The following is a 17,861-nucleotide window of genomic DNA, read 5'->3' on the forward strand; positions in this document are numbered from 1 at the left end:
ATGAAACCGGTCATCGGCGTCACTCCGGACTTCAATGCCGGCGATCGGGAAGAGTGGGGAGGGAAGGAGCCGACGTACTTTCTCCGTGCCCGCTACGTCCGGGCCATCGAAGAATTGGGTGGCATTCCACTCATCCTTCCCCTCGTAGCCGGCCATTCCTCGCGCAAACGACTCCTCGATCGTGTCGATGGGCTGTTGTTCACGGGAAGTGGCCCTGACCTGAATCCCTCGCTCTACGGAGAACGTCAACGCTATAAGTTTCGGGTGGTGGCCGGCCGGCGCGCCGACTTCGAACTCGACCTCGTCTCGCTGGCGGCGACCAAGCAAGTGCCGACCCTCGCGATTTGCGGCGGCATGCAATCCATGAACGTCGCCTGTGGAGGCAGTCTTTATCAGGATATTGCCTCCCAGGTGAAAGCATCCCTCCCCCACCGGCAAACCGAACCGGCAACGAAACTCTCCCACAGCATCTCCATCACAGCCGGCAGTTTGCTGGCCCGCATCGTCAAAAAGCTGCGGATCAATGTGAACAGCTCCCACCATCAGTCGGTGAAAACGGTGGGGCACTCGCTGATCGCCAGCGCTACCGCACCGGATGGGATCGTCGAGGCGATCGAGTTGCCCTCGCACCCCTTCTTTTTGGGTCTGCAGTGGCATCCGGAATTTCTATTTGAACGGCATAAGCCGCATCGCCAGCTATTTCTGGCCTTCTTGAAAGCCGCTGGCCATCGGCCGTAGCGCAATGTCCAATCTCTCACAGGTCACTCCTTCCGTGCTTCGGCGATCTGCGCGCCCAAGCCACCCCCTACTTCCACCGCACAAGACGAACAGGAGCCTGCGTGGGTAACCCGTTGTTTCGAACGAAATCGATCGAGCGCATCCTGGCCGATTCGGACGCCCCTGAGCACAAGCTCAAACGAACTCTGACGGCCTGGGATCTGACCGGACTTGGGATCGGCGCAATCATCGGCACCGGGATTTTTGTCCTGATCGGCACGGCAGTGGTGGGCGACGCGCACCGACCCGGAGCCGGCCCCGGCATCATCCTGTCGTTCATTCTCTCCGGCATCACCTGCGCCTTGGCCGCCCTGTGCTATGCCGAGTTCGCCGCGATGATTCCGGTCGCCGGCAGCGCCTACACCTACAGCTACGCGACGCTCGGAGAATTCTTGGCCTGGCTGACGGGATGGAACTTGATCCTCGAGTATGGAGTCGCCTGTGTCGCGGTCGCAATCGGCTGGTCGGGCTATTTTAACAACATCCTCAAACTTTGCGGAATTGAATTGCCCTACTGGGCCACGCATCCGCCCGATGCGAACGGAGGGATCGCCAATATCCCGGCCGCCGTCATCGTGCTGCTGGTCACAATCATCCTCATCATCGGCGTGAAGGAAAGCGCCCGCGCCACCTGTACTATCGTGCTCATCAAGCTGGCCGTGATTATCTTCTTCATCACGGTCGGCGTCTCGTCCGTCAATAGCGCCAATTGGTCGCCATTCATGCCGTTCGGATTTTCTGGCGTCGGCGCGGCCGCGGCGATCGTCTTTTTCGCCTACATCGGATTCGACGCCGTGTCGACCACCGCGGAGGAAGCCCGCAACCCTCAACGCGACCTGCCGATCGGGATATTCGCGTCCCTGGCTCTCTGCACCATCCTGTATATCGCCGTGGCGGGTGTCCTGACCGGCCTTATTCCCTACGATAAGATCGACGTGCATGCCCCCGTTGCCGAAGCTCTCCGCGTTGTAGGATTTCAATGGGGCGCGGCAATCGTGGCCACTGGCGCCGTTGCCGGCATCACCAGTGTGTTAGTGGTGATGATGTTGGGCCAAATCCGGGTATTTTTCGCCATGTCACGGGATGGGCTCCTCGGCCCTTGGCTCAGCGCCGTGCACCCGCGTTTCCGGACACCGCACCACGCGACCTACTTGACGGGGATTGCGGTCGCCATCATGTCGGCTCTCATTCCCATCGGCGACGCAGCGGACATGACCAACATCGGCACACTCTTCGCGTTTGTTCTGGTCTGTGCTGGTGTCGTGGTCCTGCGCTACACCAGGCCCGACCACCCCCGCCCATTCCGCATGCCGCTGATGCCGTTCGTCCCGATCCTCGCCATGCTGGCCTGTCTCGGCCTGATGTACTTCTTGCCCTGGCTGACTTGGGTCCGCTTCGTGGTATGGACCATCATCGGCATCGGCGTGTACATGGGATACGGCAAACGCCACAGCAAACTCGCAGCCCTGCCTTCATCGGAAGCGGCTTGAGCCATTTCCGTGAGTCGAGCGGAGAAGAACAGCCGATTGGACCGAAACTAAGAAGAAGATTCGGTAGAAGCAGGGGTCTGTTGAGCCGGTTGTGCAGGCGTCGCGGCCGATGCCGCTGACGCAGGGGGCTTCACTGGCGTGGGAGCAGTCGCCGTTCCAGCCGTCGCAGCCGCCGGACTTTGGGCAGTTGGCTTTGCGGGAGCGGCCGGTGCGGCACCTCCGGCGGGGGCCTTTACAGCGGCAGGGGGCGCAGTTGCTCCAGGGGTAGCCGACGCCGCACCGGCCGCAGGAGCAGCAGCTGGTTTCGGTGGCGCAGCCGGTTTGGGCGGAGCCGGTTTCTCGGGCTTGATCCCCCCTTCCCAGGATGGACCGGAATACATATCCGCCGAGAGCCCCTTCCCCTTCCACTTATCCTCGAAGTCCGCCGCAGCCTTGTTCGGCGTCTCTCCCGCCCCCACCACGTCGTTCCACGGATACACCTTGGGGCCGATCTGGCAGCCCGTTTCGGTCCGCCGCAGATATAGCGCAATGGGATTGCCGCGGTAGGGTCCTAAGAAGATATGGACGGACCCGACGTATTCGAGCAAGTTGGCCACACTCCCTCCGGAAAGAGGTGCATGATGCCATAACAGGCGTCAGGAGGGCAAGAACGACCTGCAGGCCGGGGAGGATGCTCCCTTTCGGGGTCAGTGTGCGGGAACTACGGTCGGCGTGGGACGTTTGCGGAGAAGATAGACGGCAATGATAAGGACCAGTATCACCGTGACATTCAGCCCGACATCGACGACATATTGCTGAAACAATTCCGATTTCAATTCTTTGGCCGCCGCCTCCAGTTGGTGGGAGAGTTCGGCACTAGCCGTCAAAATCCGCCTTGTGCACGCAATGATTCCCACCGCCAGATAGGGTTCGAGCTCGAGGATCTCCGTCTGAAGAAACTTCACAACGGTGCGGAACAACTCCAGCAGGATGATGACGAGCAGCAGGTCATTGAGAAGTTTGAGGCCAGCCGGCAGCAGATCTACATGGTCGGGGCGTAACACGAACATGTACCAGGCATGGGCGAAGATGACCATTCCCAGGATCAACAGGCTGAAACCAGCGGTGATGTAGCCCAGCCGGTCGAGCCAATCCATGAACCCCAAAAGTCGCCGCATCGCGGCTCGTCGGGTCTTCTCGATCGCACCCGCTGAGCCAGCGTCGTCGTTCATGCGTGACCTGCTGGTCCCGACGGCATCGGAGGCTCGCCCGAGCGATGGCCGAGTCTCAGATCATTGATTGCCCCGGTCGTCATGGTATGGCCACAGCAGGCGATGCCCTGGAAACCGGCGCCGCCGTCCATCACCATGACGCGTAGTCCGCAAGAATCGGGGAATTGCCGTTTTTCTTCCAACATGCCTCCAAGAGGAAGTTGGCCTTTTTTTCGGCCCCGCGACGGCAGAATGTCGGGGACCACATCGGCTTCCGTGAGCTCGTGGCCGCAACACTGGATCGCGTGAAAGCCGTCGCCCCCACCCACGATCTTCACCACCAGCCCACAGGAATCGGGAAACCGTTTTCGCTCGTCGAGAATATCCCCGCGCTTCAACGCCATGTCGCCTCCCGAACAGTTCGAGCGAACTGCTCCTGCTAGTGAATCAAAAACAGTAAGGAAAAGCCAGTATAATCATCGGAGGCCCGTCTATCCGTGAACGACCGGCGAAGCTTCCGCCGGTTGAGTCCGGGCAACGGAGGAGGGATTGGCCTGCACGACCCGAGCGTGGGCTCTTGTGACGGAGTCCAGCAACACCCGGTGCGACCGGCAACCGACAACCAGACGCGCGTCGGAGATCGTGACAGGTCGGTACGGCAGGACATAGCGAGCTTTGACCCGCGCGATCCGACTCAACGACTGTCCCAGCCGCTCCTGTGTGATGCGGCCCTCCTTCACAGCAGCTTCCACCGCCTGCATTGCCGCCACCTCGCGTTCTTGATCCTTACAGATCAAGAGGATGTCGCAGCCCGCCAGAACCGCTCGAACCGCTGCTTCTCCCACACCGTAGTGGTCGATGATGGCATGCATCTCCAGATCGTCGGTCAAGATCAGTCCATCGTAGCGCCATTCATCCCGCACCAGCCCTTGGATGATCGCAGGAGACAGCGTCGCGGGCAGCTCGGAATCCAACGCCCTATACAAGACATGCGCCGTCATCATGCTGGCTACGCCGGCTTTCGCTGCCTGCTGAAACGGAGGGAACTCCACCTCACGCAGCCGCTGCAGAGTAGCCTCCACGACCGGTAATTCTTTGTGGGAGTCCGTGGCAGTGTCCCCATGGCCGGGTACATGTTTGCCGCAGGCGACCACTCGATTGTCCTGAAGGCCTGACAACATCGCCATTCCCATCTCGCCGACCAACTCGGGCACGGATCCGAACGCCCGATCTCCGATGACCGGATTCTCCGGGTTACTGTCGACGTCCAGCACCGGGGCCATGTTCATGTTAATGCCGACGGCGCGCAGCTCCTTCGCAACGGTAGCGGCGGCGGAATACGCCAGATCACGCGAATTGCACTGACCCAACACTTCGCAGGGCGGGAAGATCGTAAATTCCTTGGGAAGCCGGGACACCCGTCCCCCCTCCTGGTCGATCGAGATGAGCAGGGGTGACTGAGCAGAAAGCCGTTGCAGGTCGTTGGTCAATTGGACGATCTGCTCCACGGACTCAAGATTGCGCCTGAAGAAGATGATGCCGCCGGGCCGATACTCCTTGATGAACGACGCCCACTCATTGGTCACGGTGGGGCCCGCAAACCCCACCATGAACAATTGACCGATCTGCTCTCGCAACGTCATAGCCACGATCACACCATCCCGTCGGGAATTCATTGCACGTGGCGCGGCGTCGGGGATGCGTTCCCCATCGACCGCGCCGGCAGTCAATGTTTCAACGTGCGGTCGATCAGGAACTGAATGAGAAGTCTCGTCCCGATGCCGGTTGGGCCCTTGGGGATATAGGCCCGTTCGCGCTCGCTCCAATCGGTGCTGGCAATGTCGAGGTGAATCCAAGGACAATCGCCGACGAACTTGCTGAGGAACAGCGCAGCCGTGATCATCCCTCCCCCACGACCGCCGATATTGCGCATGTCGGCGACGTCGCTGCGAAGCTGCTCGAAATACTCATCCCACAGGGGCATTTCCCACACGCGTTCACCGGCCCGCAAGCCGGCCTTGCGCACCGACTCTTTTAGGCGGTCGTTGGTGCCGAACATGCCGATGGCGAACTGCCCCAGCGCCACCACGCAGGCACCCGTAAGGGTAGCAATGTCGATCAGAGCCGCGGGTTTGTACCGCGTGGCATAGGCGAGGGCATCCGAAAGAATCAGCCGACCTTCGGCGTCGGTATTTTGCACCTCAACCGTTTTTCCGGACAGCGTCTTCACGACATCCCCCGGCTTCATCGCCCGACCGCCCGGCATATTCTCAGCGACGGGCAGGATGCTGATCAGATGCAGAGGCAACTTGAGCCGAGCCGCCGCGCGCATCGTGGCCATCACCTCGGCTCCGCCGGTCATGTCCGCCTTCATCTGCTCCATGTTTTCGGAGGGCTTGAGCGAGATGCCTCCCGTGTCGAACGTGATCGTCTTCCCCACCAGCACAACCGGCTGCTCCGTTTTCTTCGCCTTCTCGCCTTTATATTCGAGAATGATGAACTTGGGCGGCTCGTGGCTGCCGCGCGCGACGCCCAGCAACGCCCCCATCCCGAGCTGCTCCATGTCCTTCTGCTCGAGTATCTTCACCGTCACGCCCGATTCCTTGGCCACTGCCTTAGCTTCGGTGGCAATCCGGCTTGGCGTCATCACGTTGGAGGGGTGATTGCACAGGTCCCGGACGAAGATGGTCGCTTCAGCCGCCGCAACGCCGCGTCGGATTCCCTCCACCAATTGCCGCTGCTGCACCCGTTGCGACGAATAGATCGTCATCCGCTCGACCTCGGACGGTTTGGCGCCGTTTTCGCTGCGGTAGGCGGTGAACTGATAACTTCCCAGAATCGCCCCTTCGGCCATGGTCTGGGCGAGATCCAGCGGCGACGCGCCGCGCGGCGCGTCCGAGGGCATGGCCACTGCAAAGGCGGTGACCTTCGCTAGGCGTACGCGCTTCACCGCGGCACCCAAGGCCTGGCGCACGGCGTCCAATCGAAGATCCTTTTTCTTGCCCAGACCGGCCAGGATAAGCCGCTTGACCGGCGCTTTGTCCTGGGTGTGCACTAAGAGCAACTCGCCGGATTTGCCTTCGAACTCTCCGCGGCGCACCAACTCAGTCAGGTGGCCAGCGAGCTGCTTATCGATCGCCGCGGCTTCCTGTTTGAGCCCCTCGCCTTCGCAATGCAGCAGAACCAACACTTCTCCCGACTGTTGGTCGACTCGACCGATCTGCGCATCAACCTGAACAATCTTCATCACGCCTCCACGTTCTGTCTATTCGCTGCAACTCGGGTCCCCGATTTCTCTCGTCCCTGCGCCCAGCCCCGTAACCGGCGCTGTTGGGCGGGCAGCACATCAGATGCTGTTTATACCCCACGCATGTCAGGAGCCCAAATATATTTGTGCATTTGCAGTTGGAAGCGGACCGGCAATCGGTCTGCCAGCACCCACTCGGCAAGCTGACGCGCATCGGTCACGCCAAAAACCGGACTGACCAGCACCGTGCAACGGCTTGCCAGGTTCTCGCGGCGCATGACCTCGCGAGCCCATTCGTAGTCGGCGCGATCGCGGATCACGAACTTTGCCTCGTCTCTTGCGGTGAGACGCGCCAGGTTCGGCCAGTGCATGCGGTCCGCCATACCGCTACCGGGACACTTCACGTCTAAAATCACGTGAACTCGTTCGTCGACGGTACTCGTATCGATCGCGCCGCTGGTTTCCAGCAGCACCTCGTACCCCTCATCGCACAGGCGCCGGAGGAGCAGCGGCGCATCGGGCTGACTGAGCGGCTCGCCGCCGGTGACTTCCACCAGATTGCAGCCTGTCCGTCGGATCTCCTCAAGGATCTCGTCGAGACTCATCTCCCGGCCTCCGTAGAAGGAGTACTCGGTATCGCACCAGGTACAGCGCAGCGGACAACCGGTTAAGCGGATGAAGACACAGGGACGTCCCGCATGGGTCGATTCGCCCTGAATGCTATGGAAGATTTCGGTGATGCGCATGCGCGTCTGTCTGATCGGAACGGCGCCGGTGCTCGGAGCCGGGGCTAGCGCCATCGAACCGTGGTCCAGCCTTGCTGACGGGCGATCCTACCCATGCCTCGTATGGGATTGACGACCAGCGGGTTGCCGACCATCCGTAACAACTCGACGTCCCCGGGACTATCGCCATAGGCGAAAGAGCGTGAAAGGTCGATGTTCGAACCACGGACCCACGCCGTGATGAGCTCCCGTTTACCCGGCCCATAGGGATAGGGCGCCAGGAGGTTACCGGTGAAGCGGCAATGCTCCTGTTCGGGACTGGCCGCCAACACTGTCTCCACACCCAACCATCGGGCCAGGGGAGCGATTAAAAAATCCAGCGATCCTGTCACCAGCACGATTCGGTGTCCGGCGCGGCGATGCTCGTCCATCCGCGCCAATCCTTCGGCTGCAATGCGGGGGAAAATTTCCCCGCGACAAAATTCGTCGGCCAACGGCACGATATCCGCCACGGGTTTCCCCGCCAGATATAGCTTCCTTTCGCGCAGCGGCTGCAGCGACAAGGGCGGCACTCGACGGAGCAGCCAGCCCGTGCTTTCCCGCAGCTCACGCCATCCAACCAAGCCCCGCCGCCACAGGAAGCGAAAAAATCGCACCTCGCTGGCCTGTCCCGGCAGGAGCGTATTGTCCACGTCAAACAGCGCGGCAATATCCGTCATCTGGCTCGTATGCATGGTGCGGGAGGTCGACAGCGGGGGCATCTGCATATCCTGCAGGCTAATCCGGTTCGTGATTCTAACGGACAACTAGTTGATTGACAAGCATTTTGGCCCGCTCTTATAATGCGCCTTCCTGATTCGTCGTTCGTCCCTCGGGGAGGAAGCGAACCCGAATTCAGGTAATCTGTCGCGAGAGATGTAGGCCGACAGCCCCCTCAGTCCTCATCCTGCGAAAGACGCTTCACCTGCGACGTTTCACGGATTCGGTAGCCGAAGTGGTGGAATGGCAGACACGCACGTTTGAGGGGCGTGTGGCGCAAGCCGTGCGGGTTCAAGTCCCGCCTTCGGCACCAACCTTCGCGCCAGCGAAGGTGACTTTCTGAACAACCTGCATTAGTCATCCGCATCAACACCATCCCGGTTCGGACTTCCCCCTGATTCTCTCCGCAGACGCCACGCCGACACGATTCGGTATTGCGAGTTCGGCATTGGACCTGTCCCCATCGGCGAAATGCATCCATTTGAGACACACTTGACCGACGCCCGAGCAATCTTGCTCATCCCTCCTTCTGAAGGTCACGCAGTGGACATTTTCTGAAAAAATAGCGCAAAATATGCTGCCTGAGCGGCCGGGAAGCTGGTTTACCGTCCACCTGGCTTCCCTCTGCGCAGGTCCATGCAGACCGCTGCGGGGGAGGATCAGACGTGGGAGCAGCGCACACTCCGGCAGCGTCGTCTCGATCACCGCGCTCAGCCGTCACCATCCCGGACAGGTCCTCGATGTATGACGTAGCCAACTTCTCGCTGGCCGACATGGTTCGAGTCACGGGCGTCCTGCGCAGGCTCGGGCTCGCCGCAGCCAGCATGGAAGAAACGGCCGTCCGAATCGTACGGCATCTCCAGGAACAACTGCTCGACACCGACGAGCAGCGTCCCGCCTGTCCACTCGTGCAGTGCTTCACGACTCAGCCGTTTGCGGCGTTGCCGGAAGCCGACCGTGAGGCCGCCAAGAGCAGAATCGTCGAGGGTACGCTGTCGCCTTGCACGCTCTGCTGGACCCTGCTGGCGTCGGCAGGCGACCTCCCGGAGTGGAACGACCGTCTCCATGCGAGACAGGCCCCGGTGGCCGCGATTACCGACGAGGAATTTCCCGTCAGCTTTCCGTTGTTCGCCCCCTTGCTGGCACAGTTCGGTCTCGGCACCGCGGCACCACAGCAGAAAGATCTGCACATTCTCCTCGACCCACAGGAACGGACCTTCGGCGTCTTCCATGTCCCCGATGCCACTGCCAGCCCATACCTGCATTCCACCCAGCTGCAGCTGGCAAACCGATACGGAATCCGATCGGTTGTGGGATTCGGCGGCCTGCTGCCATCCCTGAATGCCTTCGTCCTGGCCTTGTTTACCCGCGTTCCTCTATCGAAGCCGCAGATTGAAATGTTCCGAACCATCGCTCTGGCCGCCAAATTGGCCTTTCTGCCGTTCGACGGAGGCCCCGTTTTTTCGTCTCATCGATCGCTGTCCTGTGAGGAGCGCGTATGACCGCCAACGGAACCATTACCGAACTCGACATTCTGCACGCACGGGTGACCACCCTGGAGCAGCTGGTCGAGACATACGAACAGACGGTGGCGACCCAAACCGAGCGGCTTCTCACATCGGCCGAGCGTGTCAAAGAGCAATCGTCCATTCTCCGGGCGTTGGTGTCGGCAACCGATCCGACTCAGGGCGGAGAGTTCTTCCATTCCATCGTCTTTCATCTGGCCGCCCTCTCCCAGGCCCGCTACGTCGTGCTCGGCGAATATTCGCGTGACGTCACCCCCTCCGTGCGAACCCTCGCAGTCTGGAGCGGCGACGATTTCGGCCAGAACTTTTCCTATTCGTTGGAGGGGACGCCCTGCGCAACCCTTGCCAACGACCGCCTGATCCTAATCGGCACCGGAGCAAAACTCCGATTCCCCACCGCAAAGGTTCTCTCGGATTTGAATATCGACGGCTACTGCGGCGCTCCGATTTACAGCACCGCAGGCACTCCGTTGGGTGTCCTCGCGCTATTGGACGATCATCCCCTGACGGTCTCGATGGAAATCCAGTCGGTACTGATGTTGTTCGCGGCCCGCGCGGGTGCCGAATTGGAGCGACGGCGCGCAGAAGAGGCCTTGCGTGCCAGCGAGGAGCGCTTTCGAGCCTTTCTCGATCACGCGCCGAGCACCGCATTTATGAAGTCTCCCGACGGCCGATACCTCTACACCAACGAACGATTCAATCGATTGCTGATGCCGGCGGGCACATCCGCATTGGGCAAGACCGACTTCGACCTGTTCGACCCTTCAGAGGCGACTGAGACCGCAGCCCATGATCGGTGGATTGCGGAAACGGGCGCTTCGATGGAATGCGAACAGTCGGTTCCACATCCGGATGGCCCTCACACCAGCATCGCAGTCAAGTTCCCGCTACGCGACGAGACCGGCCACCTCTATGCCATCGGCGGCATCGCGACGGATATCACCGACCAGAAACGCTCCTATTCGCTCCTCGAGGCCGCCATGAACTCTACGGCCGACGGGCTCCTGGTGGTCGATCGGCAGGGACGGGTGACGGTCCTGAACGAACGATTCATCAGCCTGTGGCGCATCCCGGATAAGCTGGTCCACAGCCGGGAAGACGACGCCCTGTTGGATTTCGCCGCCGACCAGGTGAAGGATCCTCAAGGCTTCAGGAAACGGATCCGCGAACTGTACGACCATCCCCATCAGGAAAGTAACGACGTACTCGAATTCAGGGATGGCCGGATCTACGAGCGGGCGTCTCGCCCCCAAATCCTCGACGGCGAGATCGTCGGCCGAGTCTGGAGTTTCCACGACATTACCGATCTCAAGCGGATGGAGTCTGCCTTGCGGACCAGCGAAGAACGGTTGGCGCTGGCGGCACGTGGCTCAACCGATGCGTGGTGGGACGGCCATTGCTTGCCGGACCGCGCATGGCACGATCCCGAAAATCCGCTGTGGTGGTCGCCGCGAATTCGGGAGATCCTGACGCTTGAGGATTCGGAACCGTTTGCGACTCTCGACCACTGGGCCCAACGGCTACATCCGGACGATCGTGAGTCTGCGCTCGGGGCACTGCGGGCGCATATCGAGGAGCGAGTCCCCTTCGACACGGACTATCGTCTGCAGACCGGGCAGGGAGACTATCGCTGGATCCGGGCCCGCGGCCAGGCCATCTGGGATACCGAGGGAACACCGCAGCGCATGTCGGGCTCATGCCAGGACATCACCGAACAAAGAGCTGCGGAGGAGGCCCTGCGAGCCAGTGAAGAACGCTATGCCCGCGCAACCGCCGTCGGCAAGGTCGGGGTATGGGAGCTGGACGTGCCTCGCGCCCACTATCACGGCGATGCCAACCTGAAAACCCTGTTCGGATACGGGGCGGACGAACTCTCGACAGATCCGTTCGCCTGGCTGAGCTTGGTACATCCGGACGATCAAGGCGTCGCGCTCGAGCGTTGGACTCAGGTCGTCGAGGGACGCACCGATCAACTGACCTATGAACTTCGCATGGTGCGCAAGGATGGCACCATCATCTGGACCGAGGTCCGTGGGCACGCGCTGCGTGCCCCCAATGGGGCCGTTTCCCGGCTCATCGGCACCACGGTCGACATCACCGAACGGAAACAGGCCGAAGACCGGCTCCGCGAAAGCGAACAACGTCTGCGACTCACGCAATTCGCCGTGGACCAAGCCGGTGACGCGATTTTCTGGGCGGACGAACAGGACCGGCTGGTCTACGCCAACGAAGCAGCCTGCCGCTCTTTGGGGTATTCGCGCGAAGAACTCCTCGCCCGGATGATCCATGACATTGCGCCGTTCCATACGCCTCACGCCCCGGAGACCCAGGGGCGCCCGCTCGAACCGGGACGAGCCGGGAAGTTTGAGTCAATGCACCGGACGAAAAGCGGCAGGGTGTTTCCAGTCGAGGTGTCGATCAGTCGCCTGGAACATCAAGGTCGGAGTTTCACGTGCTGTATCGCGCGGGACGTCAGCGAACGGAAACGGATGGAGGCCGAGCTGCGGGATGCGATCGAGCGATTCGATCTCGCCGTCGGCGGATCGCAGGACGGACTGTGGGATGCCCAAGTGCATCCCGATTACCATTGGTCCGACCCTCGAACGCCGGTCTGGTGGTCGCCTCGCACGAGGGAACTGCTCGGCTTCGCGGAACATGAATTCCCCAATGTCCTCGGGAGCTGGCTGCCATTGATTCATCCGGAGGACCTGGACCGCGTCATGAGCGCCCTCACGGCCACGGTCGAACATCGCGTGCCGTACGATGTCGAGTATCGCCTATTCACAAAATCCGGAGACCTGCGGTGGCACAGGGCCAAAGGCCAGGGAGTGTGGGATGAGCAGGGACGGCCGGTTCGCATGGCCGGGTCGACAAGCGACATTACGGAGCAAAAGCTCGCGGAACAAGCCCTGAGGGAGAGCGAGGAGCTATTCGGCAAGGCCTTTCGGTCCAGCCCTTACCCGATCGTCATTTCCGAGCTGGCGGACGGGCGCTGCCTCGACGCAAACGACGCCGCGATTTCACTCTTCGGCTACCGAAGGGACGAAGTGACCGGCTACACCGCCACCGATTTGAATCTCTGGCCTGATGCCGAAACCAGACTGCGATTCGTCGAACAGCTAAACCGGGTCGGATCGATTCGGAACATGGAACTCAGCCTGCGGGACAAGGCGGGACAATTCAGGCGCTGCCTGGTGTCCGCAGAACGTATCGAGCTCCACGGCAAACAGTGCATGGTCACCGTCGGAACCGACATCACCGAACAAATGCGCGCTGAAGCGGAGGAACGCGCGCGCGCAGCCCAGATGATCGACTTTCAAGCCGCATTGGTCGAGCTGGCGCGCCTCAATCATGAGGAATTGTCGGTCCCGGTCGCTTTCCGTCGAATCACCGAGGTGGCGGCCCGCGCCGTGCGGGTATCGCGAGTCGGTATCTGGCTGTTTCGGGAGGACCGGTCGGCGCTGGTATGCCACGACTTGTATCAGCGCGTCGCCGTCACGCATGGCGGAGGCATCACATTGGAAACCGCGGACCATCCCCGCTACTTGGAGGCACTCGAGGCCGGCGCCGTCATGACCGCGCATCAGGCCAGAACCGACCCCCAGACGAGCGAGCTCCTGGATCGATACCTCTTGCCGTTAGGCATCACGTCCATGATGAGCGTCCCAATTCGCCGGCAGGGCAGGCTCGTCGGGGTCGTCGCATTTGAACACGCCGGACCCGCGCGGAGTTGGAGCCTGGAAGAACAGAATTTTGTGACCACGGTCGCGGACATGGTGACGATCGCGCTCGAAACCGAGGAGCGTGTGCGCGCCGAGCAAGAAATGCGACAAAGCGAGGAGCGATTCCGCGCCATGGTACAGAACTCCTCGGACATCACGACCATCCTGGAAGCGGACGGTTCGATCCGATACGAGAGCCCGATGTTCACCCGCCTGTTCGGCTATCCCGAGGAGCATGTCGTCGGCACCAATGCGCTCTCCTACGTCCACCCGAACGACCTCGAGAACGTGAAGGCAGTGCTCGAGAAGCAGTTGATGACGCCAGGCGTGGGGGATCCCATCGTCTTTCGCTATCGACGAGCCGATGGGCAATACCTGACCTTGGAGGCCATCGGGAACAATCGGTTGCAGGACGACACGGTCCGCGGAATCGTGGTGAATTCGCGGGACATTACGGAGCGGATGCAGGCTGAAGAGGCCTTGCGCCACAATCACGCACTCTTGTCGGCCATCATGGAGGCTGCAACCGATATCATTTTCGTGAAGGACCTCCACGGTCGATATCTCCACATGAACCCGGCCGGTTTCCGGCAGATGGGAACGGGCCTCTCCGAGCTGGTAGGGAAGACGGACGAGGACATCTTCCCTCAGGATTTGGCAGCGAGTTGCCGCTCGACCGACGCCATCGTCCTTCGTACCGGCACCACGCAGACGATCGAGGAAGTAACCAAGTCAAGCGGCACGTCGACGACCTATCTGACCACCAAGGCTCCCTATCGCGACGGCACCGGTCGAATCATCGGCGTCATCGGCGTCGCACGCGATATCACCGAACAGAAACAATCCGAAGAAGTCCTGCGCCAACGGGAACAAGACCTCCGAAAAGCGCTCGATGAACGGGAACGTATCAGCCAAGACCTCCATGACGGCATCCTCCAATCCCTGTATGCCGTCGGGCTCGGGCTGGAAACCTGCAAATCCCTGCTGGTCCGAGATCCCAAGAAAGCGGCCGGCACGCTCGATCGAGGCATCAAACAATTGAACGGGTTGATGCGGGAGTTGCGCAACTTCATCGCCGGCCTGGAATCCGAAGTCCTGCAGGGCCGTGATTTGGCGTCGGCCTTGCGCAGCGTCGTCGAATCCCTGGCCCAGCCACACCATTTGCCGTTCCAAGTCTCGATCGAACGGAAGGCGGCCCAACATGTGTCCCGCGAGCAGGGGCTACACCTGCTCAATGTCGTGCGGGAAGCCGTCAGCAACAGCCTTCGCCATGCTAAGGCCCGGCGGGGATCCGTCATACTCAAGTCCCTGAAGCATCAGATTCGGTTGACCGTTCGCGACGACGGAATCGGGTTTCGGCCGGCCGCCGTGGCTGGATTGGGTCATGGCTTGACCAATATGGCGGCACGCGCTATGAAACTCGGCGCGCGCTTGACCGTGCATTCCAAGCCGCGCGGCGGAACTCGCATCGTGTTCGACTTGCCAAGGAGGTAACGCATGCCCGCACTGAAGACACACACGATCCGCATTCTGTTGGTGGATGACCACGAGGTCGTTCGCGTAGGACTGCGCACGCTGCTCAATGAACATCAGGACCTGCGGATTGTGGGAGAGGCCGGTACGATGGCCGACTCCATCCGTGAGGCGTTCCGGCTGAGGCCGGACGTGGTGCTGATGGATGCGCGCCTTCCCGACGGCTCTGGCGTGGAAGCCTGCCGGGAGATTGTGTCGAGTTGCCCGGACACCCGCGTAATCTTCCTGACTTCCTACGCCGATGACGACTCGGTCCTGGCCGCCGTCCTCGCGGGCGCGCATGGGTACGTGCTGAAGGAAATCGATTCCTCCGCGCTCGTCGGCGCGATCCAAGCCGTCGCGGAGGGTCAGTCCATCCTCGACCCGACCATCACGGAGCGGGCGCTCGACTGGATCAAGGGAGCAGATCGCACCCGCATACGAGGCGGGATCGACCAACTCTCACCCCAAGAGGAACGGGTCTTGGCTCTGGTAGCGGAAGGACGCACCAACAAGGAGATTGCGGCCTCGCTCCAGCTGAGCGACAAGACCGTCAAGAACTACCTGTCGAACATTTTCCAGAAGCTGCACATCACCCGGCGCGCCCAGGCTGCCGCCTTCTTCATCCGCCGGAAATCCTGACCGCTACGAATCCGCCGTGAGGGCATTCGGCTCTACACGTATAGAGCCGAATGCCCTCAGCGTCTCGATCTCCAATCATATCTATCTGATAGTCCCTAGGTCGGTTATACTATCAATCAGGCACCTTTCCGGTGCCCCTGATCGACGGCGAACGGAACCCCGCTTGACCTCTACTGGTACGACCGCACACTCGCCTGAGACCCGAGGGCCCAGCGCGACGGACGCATTTCTCCAGGCGCTCGCCAACCAGGCTTCCGTCGGCATCTTCCTCACCGACTCATGCGGCAACTGCCTTTATCTCAACGATCGCCTCTACGCACTGACCGGGCTACCCCGCTCAGGCGCGAGCGGCCAGGGGTGGCTCACCGCGCTGCATCCCGATGATCAAGGACATCTCATCGCCGAATGGACAAAGGCCACCGCCGAAGGCCGCACCTTCCTCACCGAGTGCCGATTCCAACGCCCCGACGCCACGGTCAGATGGGTGACGGTCGAAGCCTTCCCGTTGAAGACGGGCGGGATGGACGTCACCGGCTATGTAGGGACGGTTCGGGATATGACCGCCAGGAAGCATGCGTTGGAAGCACTGCAGGCGAGTGAAGAACGGTACCGTAACCTCATCCAGGCATCGCCTCAACCGGTCCTTGTCAGTTCCGGCGGAGTCATCGTGTTTACCAATCCCGCCGGTGCGCACCTCTTCGGCGCAGCCTCGCCGAGGGAACTGATCGGGCAGCCGATCACGAACTGGCTGTCCACCGATCTCCTGCACGCAGCCTATGCAACAGAAGAAGCCGAGGGCGGCGCAGTCGCGCCTTGCGAGGCACGCCTTGTAAGGCCTGATGGAACCACCGTCGAGATTGAACTCACGGCGGCCCCGATCACCTTCGACGGCACCTCGGCCCTCCAACTGATCTTGTCCGACCTGACGGCACAAAAGGAATCGGCCGCACGCCAGCACCACGCCAACAAGATGGAAGCGATCGCGACCCTCTCAGGCGGAATTGCGCACGAGTTCAACAACTGCCTGACCGCCATCCTCGGTTTTACCGAGTTGACGCTGCCGGCGATTCCGCCCGACAGCAAACCCTATGGACATCTGCAGCAGGTGATCGTCGCTTCAAAACGGGCACGGGACCTCGTCCACCAGATGCTCGTGTTCAGCCGACAGGCTGGAAGCACCAAACAACCCATGGCGTTGCACTGGCTGCTTAAGGAGACCTTGCGCGTGCTGCGGATCGGCCTGCCGGACCATATCACTCTACGTGAATGGATCCATGGGCCTACGCGTCCGGTCTTGGCCGATCCCACTCAGATCCACCAGCTCTTTGTGAACCTGCTGGCTAATGCCGAACAGGCAATGAGTACAACCGGCGGGGTTCTGGAAGTTCGCCTCGACGACGTACGCCTGGGGCCGAGCGCGACCGGATCCACGCCGCAATTGCCGTCCGGAGATTATGTGCGTCTGACCGTCTCCGACGGCGGTGAAGGCATGAGTAGCGGCGTGCAGGCCAGGATGTTTGATCCCTTTTTCACCACCAAGGGCATCGGCGAGGGCATCGGCATGGGATTGGCAGTCGTCCACGGCATCGTCACGGAACACGGTGGAACCATCCGGGTGACGAGCCAGCTAGGCCACGGCACCACTGTCGAGGTCTATCTCCCTTCGCTTCCAGACGAGCCCCCTCCGCCCACACATCCGTCGATCGAAAGGTAGAAACCGGCGCGGTGAATTGAAGAATCCCTTGCTGGGGATGAGGAGGAGCGTTACAGTCATAGAGACGAAGCGAAGGGCGGCCGCCCCCGGCAGTGCAGGTCCGTGGTCCTCGACCGATCGGACCTTCGGAGCCGCCCGCTATCTATGAAGGAGTACTATGCCGTCGGTTTTGGTCGTGGACGATGAGGACGCGATCCGCCAGTTGATCCGCCAAACTCTCGAGCAGGCCGGCTATCAAGTGAGCGCCGCCCGGGACGGGAAGGAAGGGCTCGCACGGTACCGCAAGGCTCCGGCTGACCTCGTGATTATGGATATCCTGATGCCGGACCAAGACGGCCTCGAAAGCATCCTCACCCTGCGCCGCGAGTTTCCGAACGCAAAGATCGTGGCCATCACCGGCGGCAGCGACATGATCGGCATCCTGAACTTTCTCGACGTGGCCAAAATGCTGGGCGCGCGACGGACGCTGCAGAAACCGTTCGAGATGAAGCAACTCTTGGACGTCGTGCACGGCGAGCTCACCAGCTAGCGGTCGTTGATGGTCCGATCGACCTCCC

At 61.3% G+C, this 17,861-nt stretch carries 14 protein-coding genes and 1 tRNA gene; 8 read left to right on the forward strand and 7 right to left on the reverse strand.

Annotated features, from left to right (window positions below; all coding sequences use genetic code 11):
- Window positions 1-738, forward strand: coding sequence for a gamma-glutamyl-gamma-aminobutyrate hydrolase family protein (locus KF814_15750; protein MBX3237601.1), 738 nt, complete (start codon window positions 1-3; stop codon window positions 736-738).
- Window positions 739-839: 101 nt separating this feature from the next.
- A complete protein-coding gene (locus tag KF814_15755) occupies window positions 840-2,267 on the forward strand; it encodes an amino acid permease (GenBank protein MBX3237602.1) in 1,428 nt (475 codons plus the stop codon).
- 47 nt (window positions 2,268-2,314) lie between these two features.
- Here the strand turns inward: KF814_15755 and KF814_15760 are convergent, their stop codons facing one another.
- The 7 genes from KF814_15760 to KF814_15790 all read right to left on the reverse strand — a co-directional run bounded on the left by KF814_15760 (window position 2,315) and on the right by KF814_15790 (window position 8,190).
- On the reverse strand, window positions 2,315-2,863 hold the full coding sequence (locus KF814_15760) for a hypothetical protein (GenBank protein ID MBX3237603.1): 549 nt from the start codon (window positions 2,861-2,863) through the stop codon (window positions 2,315-2,317).
- Window positions 2,864-2,953: 90 nt separating this feature from the next.
- Window positions 2,954-3,478, reverse strand: a complete 525-nt coding sequence (locus tag KF814_15765) for a phosphate-starvation-inducible PsiE family protein (protein ID MBX3237604.1) — start codon at window positions 3,476-3,478, stop codon at window positions 2,954-2,956.
- The gene (locus tag KF814_15770; GenBank protein MBX3237605.1) at window positions 3,475-3,861 is read right to left on the reverse strand and encodes a hypothetical protein; all 387 of its coding nucleotides are present in this window, start codon (window positions 3,859-3,861) and stop codon (window positions 3,475-3,477) included. The genes KF814_15765 and KF814_15770 overlap by 4 nt, the downstream gene beginning before the upstream one ends.
- An 87-nt stretch (window positions 3,862-3,948) precedes the next feature.
- The gene (nagZ, locus tag KF814_15775) at window positions 3,949-5,100 is read right to left on the reverse strand and encodes a beta-N-acetylhexosaminidase (GenBank protein ID MBX3237606.1); all 1,152 of its coding nucleotides are present in this window, start codon (window positions 5,098-5,100) and stop codon (window positions 3,949-3,951) included.
- 83 nt (window positions 5,101-5,183) lie between these two features.
- Window positions 5,184-6,704 carry a leucyl aminopeptidase gene (locus tag KF814_15780; GenBank protein MBX3237607.1) on the reverse strand — a complete coding sequence of 507 codons (1,521 nt, stop codon included), beginning with the start codon at window positions 6,702-6,704 and terminating at the stop codon, window positions 5,184-5,186.
- Window positions 6,705-6,814: 110 nt separating this feature from the next.
- Window positions 6,815-7,450: a 7-carboxy-7-deazaguanine synthase QueE gene (gene queE, locus KF814_15785; GenBank protein ID MBX3237608.1), complete on the reverse strand. Its 636-nt coding sequence runs from the start codon at window positions 7,448-7,450 to the stop codon at window positions 6,815-6,817.
- Between the two features lie 44 nt (window positions 7,451-7,494).
- Window positions 7,495-8,190, reverse strand: a complete 696-nt coding sequence (locus tag KF814_15790; protein ID MBX3237609.1) for an HAD family hydrolase — start codon at window positions 8,188-8,190, stop codon at window positions 7,495-7,497.
- Window positions 8,191-8,417: 227 nt separating this feature from the next.
- On the opposite strand from KF814_15790, the gene KF814_15795 reads away from it, so the two are divergent.
- The 6 genes from KF814_15795 to KF814_15820 all read left to right on the forward strand — a co-directional run bounded on the left by KF814_15795 (window position 8,418) and on the right by KF814_15820 (window position 17,833).
- Window positions 8,418-8,501, forward strand: a tRNA-Leu gene (locus tag KF814_15795).
- 427 nt (window positions 8,502-8,928) lie between these two features.
- A complete protein-coding gene (locus tag KF814_15800; GenBank protein MBX3237610.1) occupies window positions 8,929-9,690 on the forward strand; it encodes a hypothetical protein in 762 nt (253 codons plus the stop codon).
- Window positions 9,687-14,930: a PAS domain S-box protein gene (locus tag KF814_15805; GenBank protein MBX3237611.1), complete on the forward strand. Its 5,244-nt coding sequence runs from the start codon at window positions 9,687-9,689 to the stop codon at window positions 14,928-14,930. Before KF814_15800 ends, KF814_15805 begins: the two co-directional genes overlap by 4 nt.
- A gap of 3 nt (window positions 14,931-14,933) precedes the next feature.
- On the forward strand, window positions 14,934-15,590 hold the full coding sequence (locus tag KF814_15810) for a response regulator transcription factor (protein ID MBX3237612.1): 657 nt from the start codon (window positions 14,934-14,936) through the stop codon (window positions 15,588-15,590).
- A gap of 163 nt (window positions 15,591-15,753) precedes the next feature.
- Entirely contained in the window at window positions 15,754-17,304 is a 1,551-nt protein-coding gene (locus KF814_15815; GenBank protein MBX3237613.1) for a PAS domain S-box protein, read from the forward strand.
- Between the two features lie 157 nt (window positions 17,305-17,461).
- Window positions 17,462-17,833 carry a response regulator gene (locus KF814_15820; GenBank protein ID MBX3237614.1) on the forward strand — a complete coding sequence of 124 codons (372 nt, stop codon included), beginning with the start codon at window positions 17,462-17,464 and terminating at the stop codon, window positions 17,831-17,833.
- Window positions 17,834-17,861 lie beyond the last annotated feature (28 nt).

Source organism: Nitrospiraceae bacterium (assembly GCA_019637075.1).
Classification (GTDB): domain Bacteria; phylum Nitrospirota; class Nitrospiria; order Nitrospirales; family Nitrospiraceae; genus JAHBWI01.

What these genes read in the sequence shown, in the direction of transcription:
- KF814_15750 (MBX3237601.1), top strand. Translation starts at nt 1, where the DNA reads ATGAAACCGGTCATCGGCGTCACTCCGGACTTCAATGCCGGCGATCGG.
- KF814_15780 (MBX3237607.1), bottom strand. Translation starts at nt 6,704, where the DNA reads ATGAAGATTGTTCAGGTTGATGCGCAGATCGGTCGAGTCGACCAACAG.
- KF814_15810 (MBX3237612.1), top strand. Translation starts at nt 14,934, where the DNA reads ATGCCCGCACTGAAGACACACACGATCCGCATTCTGTTGGTGGATGAC.
- KF814_15765 (MBX3237604.1), bottom strand. Translation starts at nt 3,478, where the DNA reads ATGAACGACGACGCTGGCTCAGCGGGTGCGATCGAGAAGACCCGACGA.
- KF814_15820 (MBX3237614.1), top strand. Translation starts at nt 17,462, where the DNA reads ATGCCGTCGGTTTTGGTCGTGGACGATGAGGACGCGATCCGCCAGTTG.
- KF814_15800 (MBX3237610.1), top strand. Translation starts at nt 8,929, where the DNA reads ATGTATGACGTAGCCAACTTCTCGCTGGCCGACATGGTTCGAGTCACG.
- KF814_15770 (MBX3237605.1), bottom strand. Translation starts at nt 3,861, where the DNA reads ATGGCGTTGAAGCGCGGGGATATTCTCGACGAGCGAAAACGGTTTCCC.
- queE (MBX3237608.1), bottom strand. Translation starts at nt 7,450, where the DNA reads ATGCGCATCACCGAAATCTTCCATAGCATTCAGGGCGAATCGACCCAT.
- nagZ (MBX3237606.1), bottom strand. Translation starts at nt 5,100, where the DNA reads ATGACGTTGCGAGAGCAGATCGGTCAATTGTTCATGGTGGGGTTTGCG.
- KF814_15805 (MBX3237611.1), top strand. Translation starts at nt 9,687, where the DNA reads ATGACCGCCAACGGAACCATTACCGAACTCGACATTCTGCACGCACGG.
- KF814_15790 (MBX3237609.1), bottom strand. Translation starts at nt 8,190, where the DNA reads ATGCCCCCGCTGTCGACCTCCCGCACCATGCATACGAGCCAGATGACG.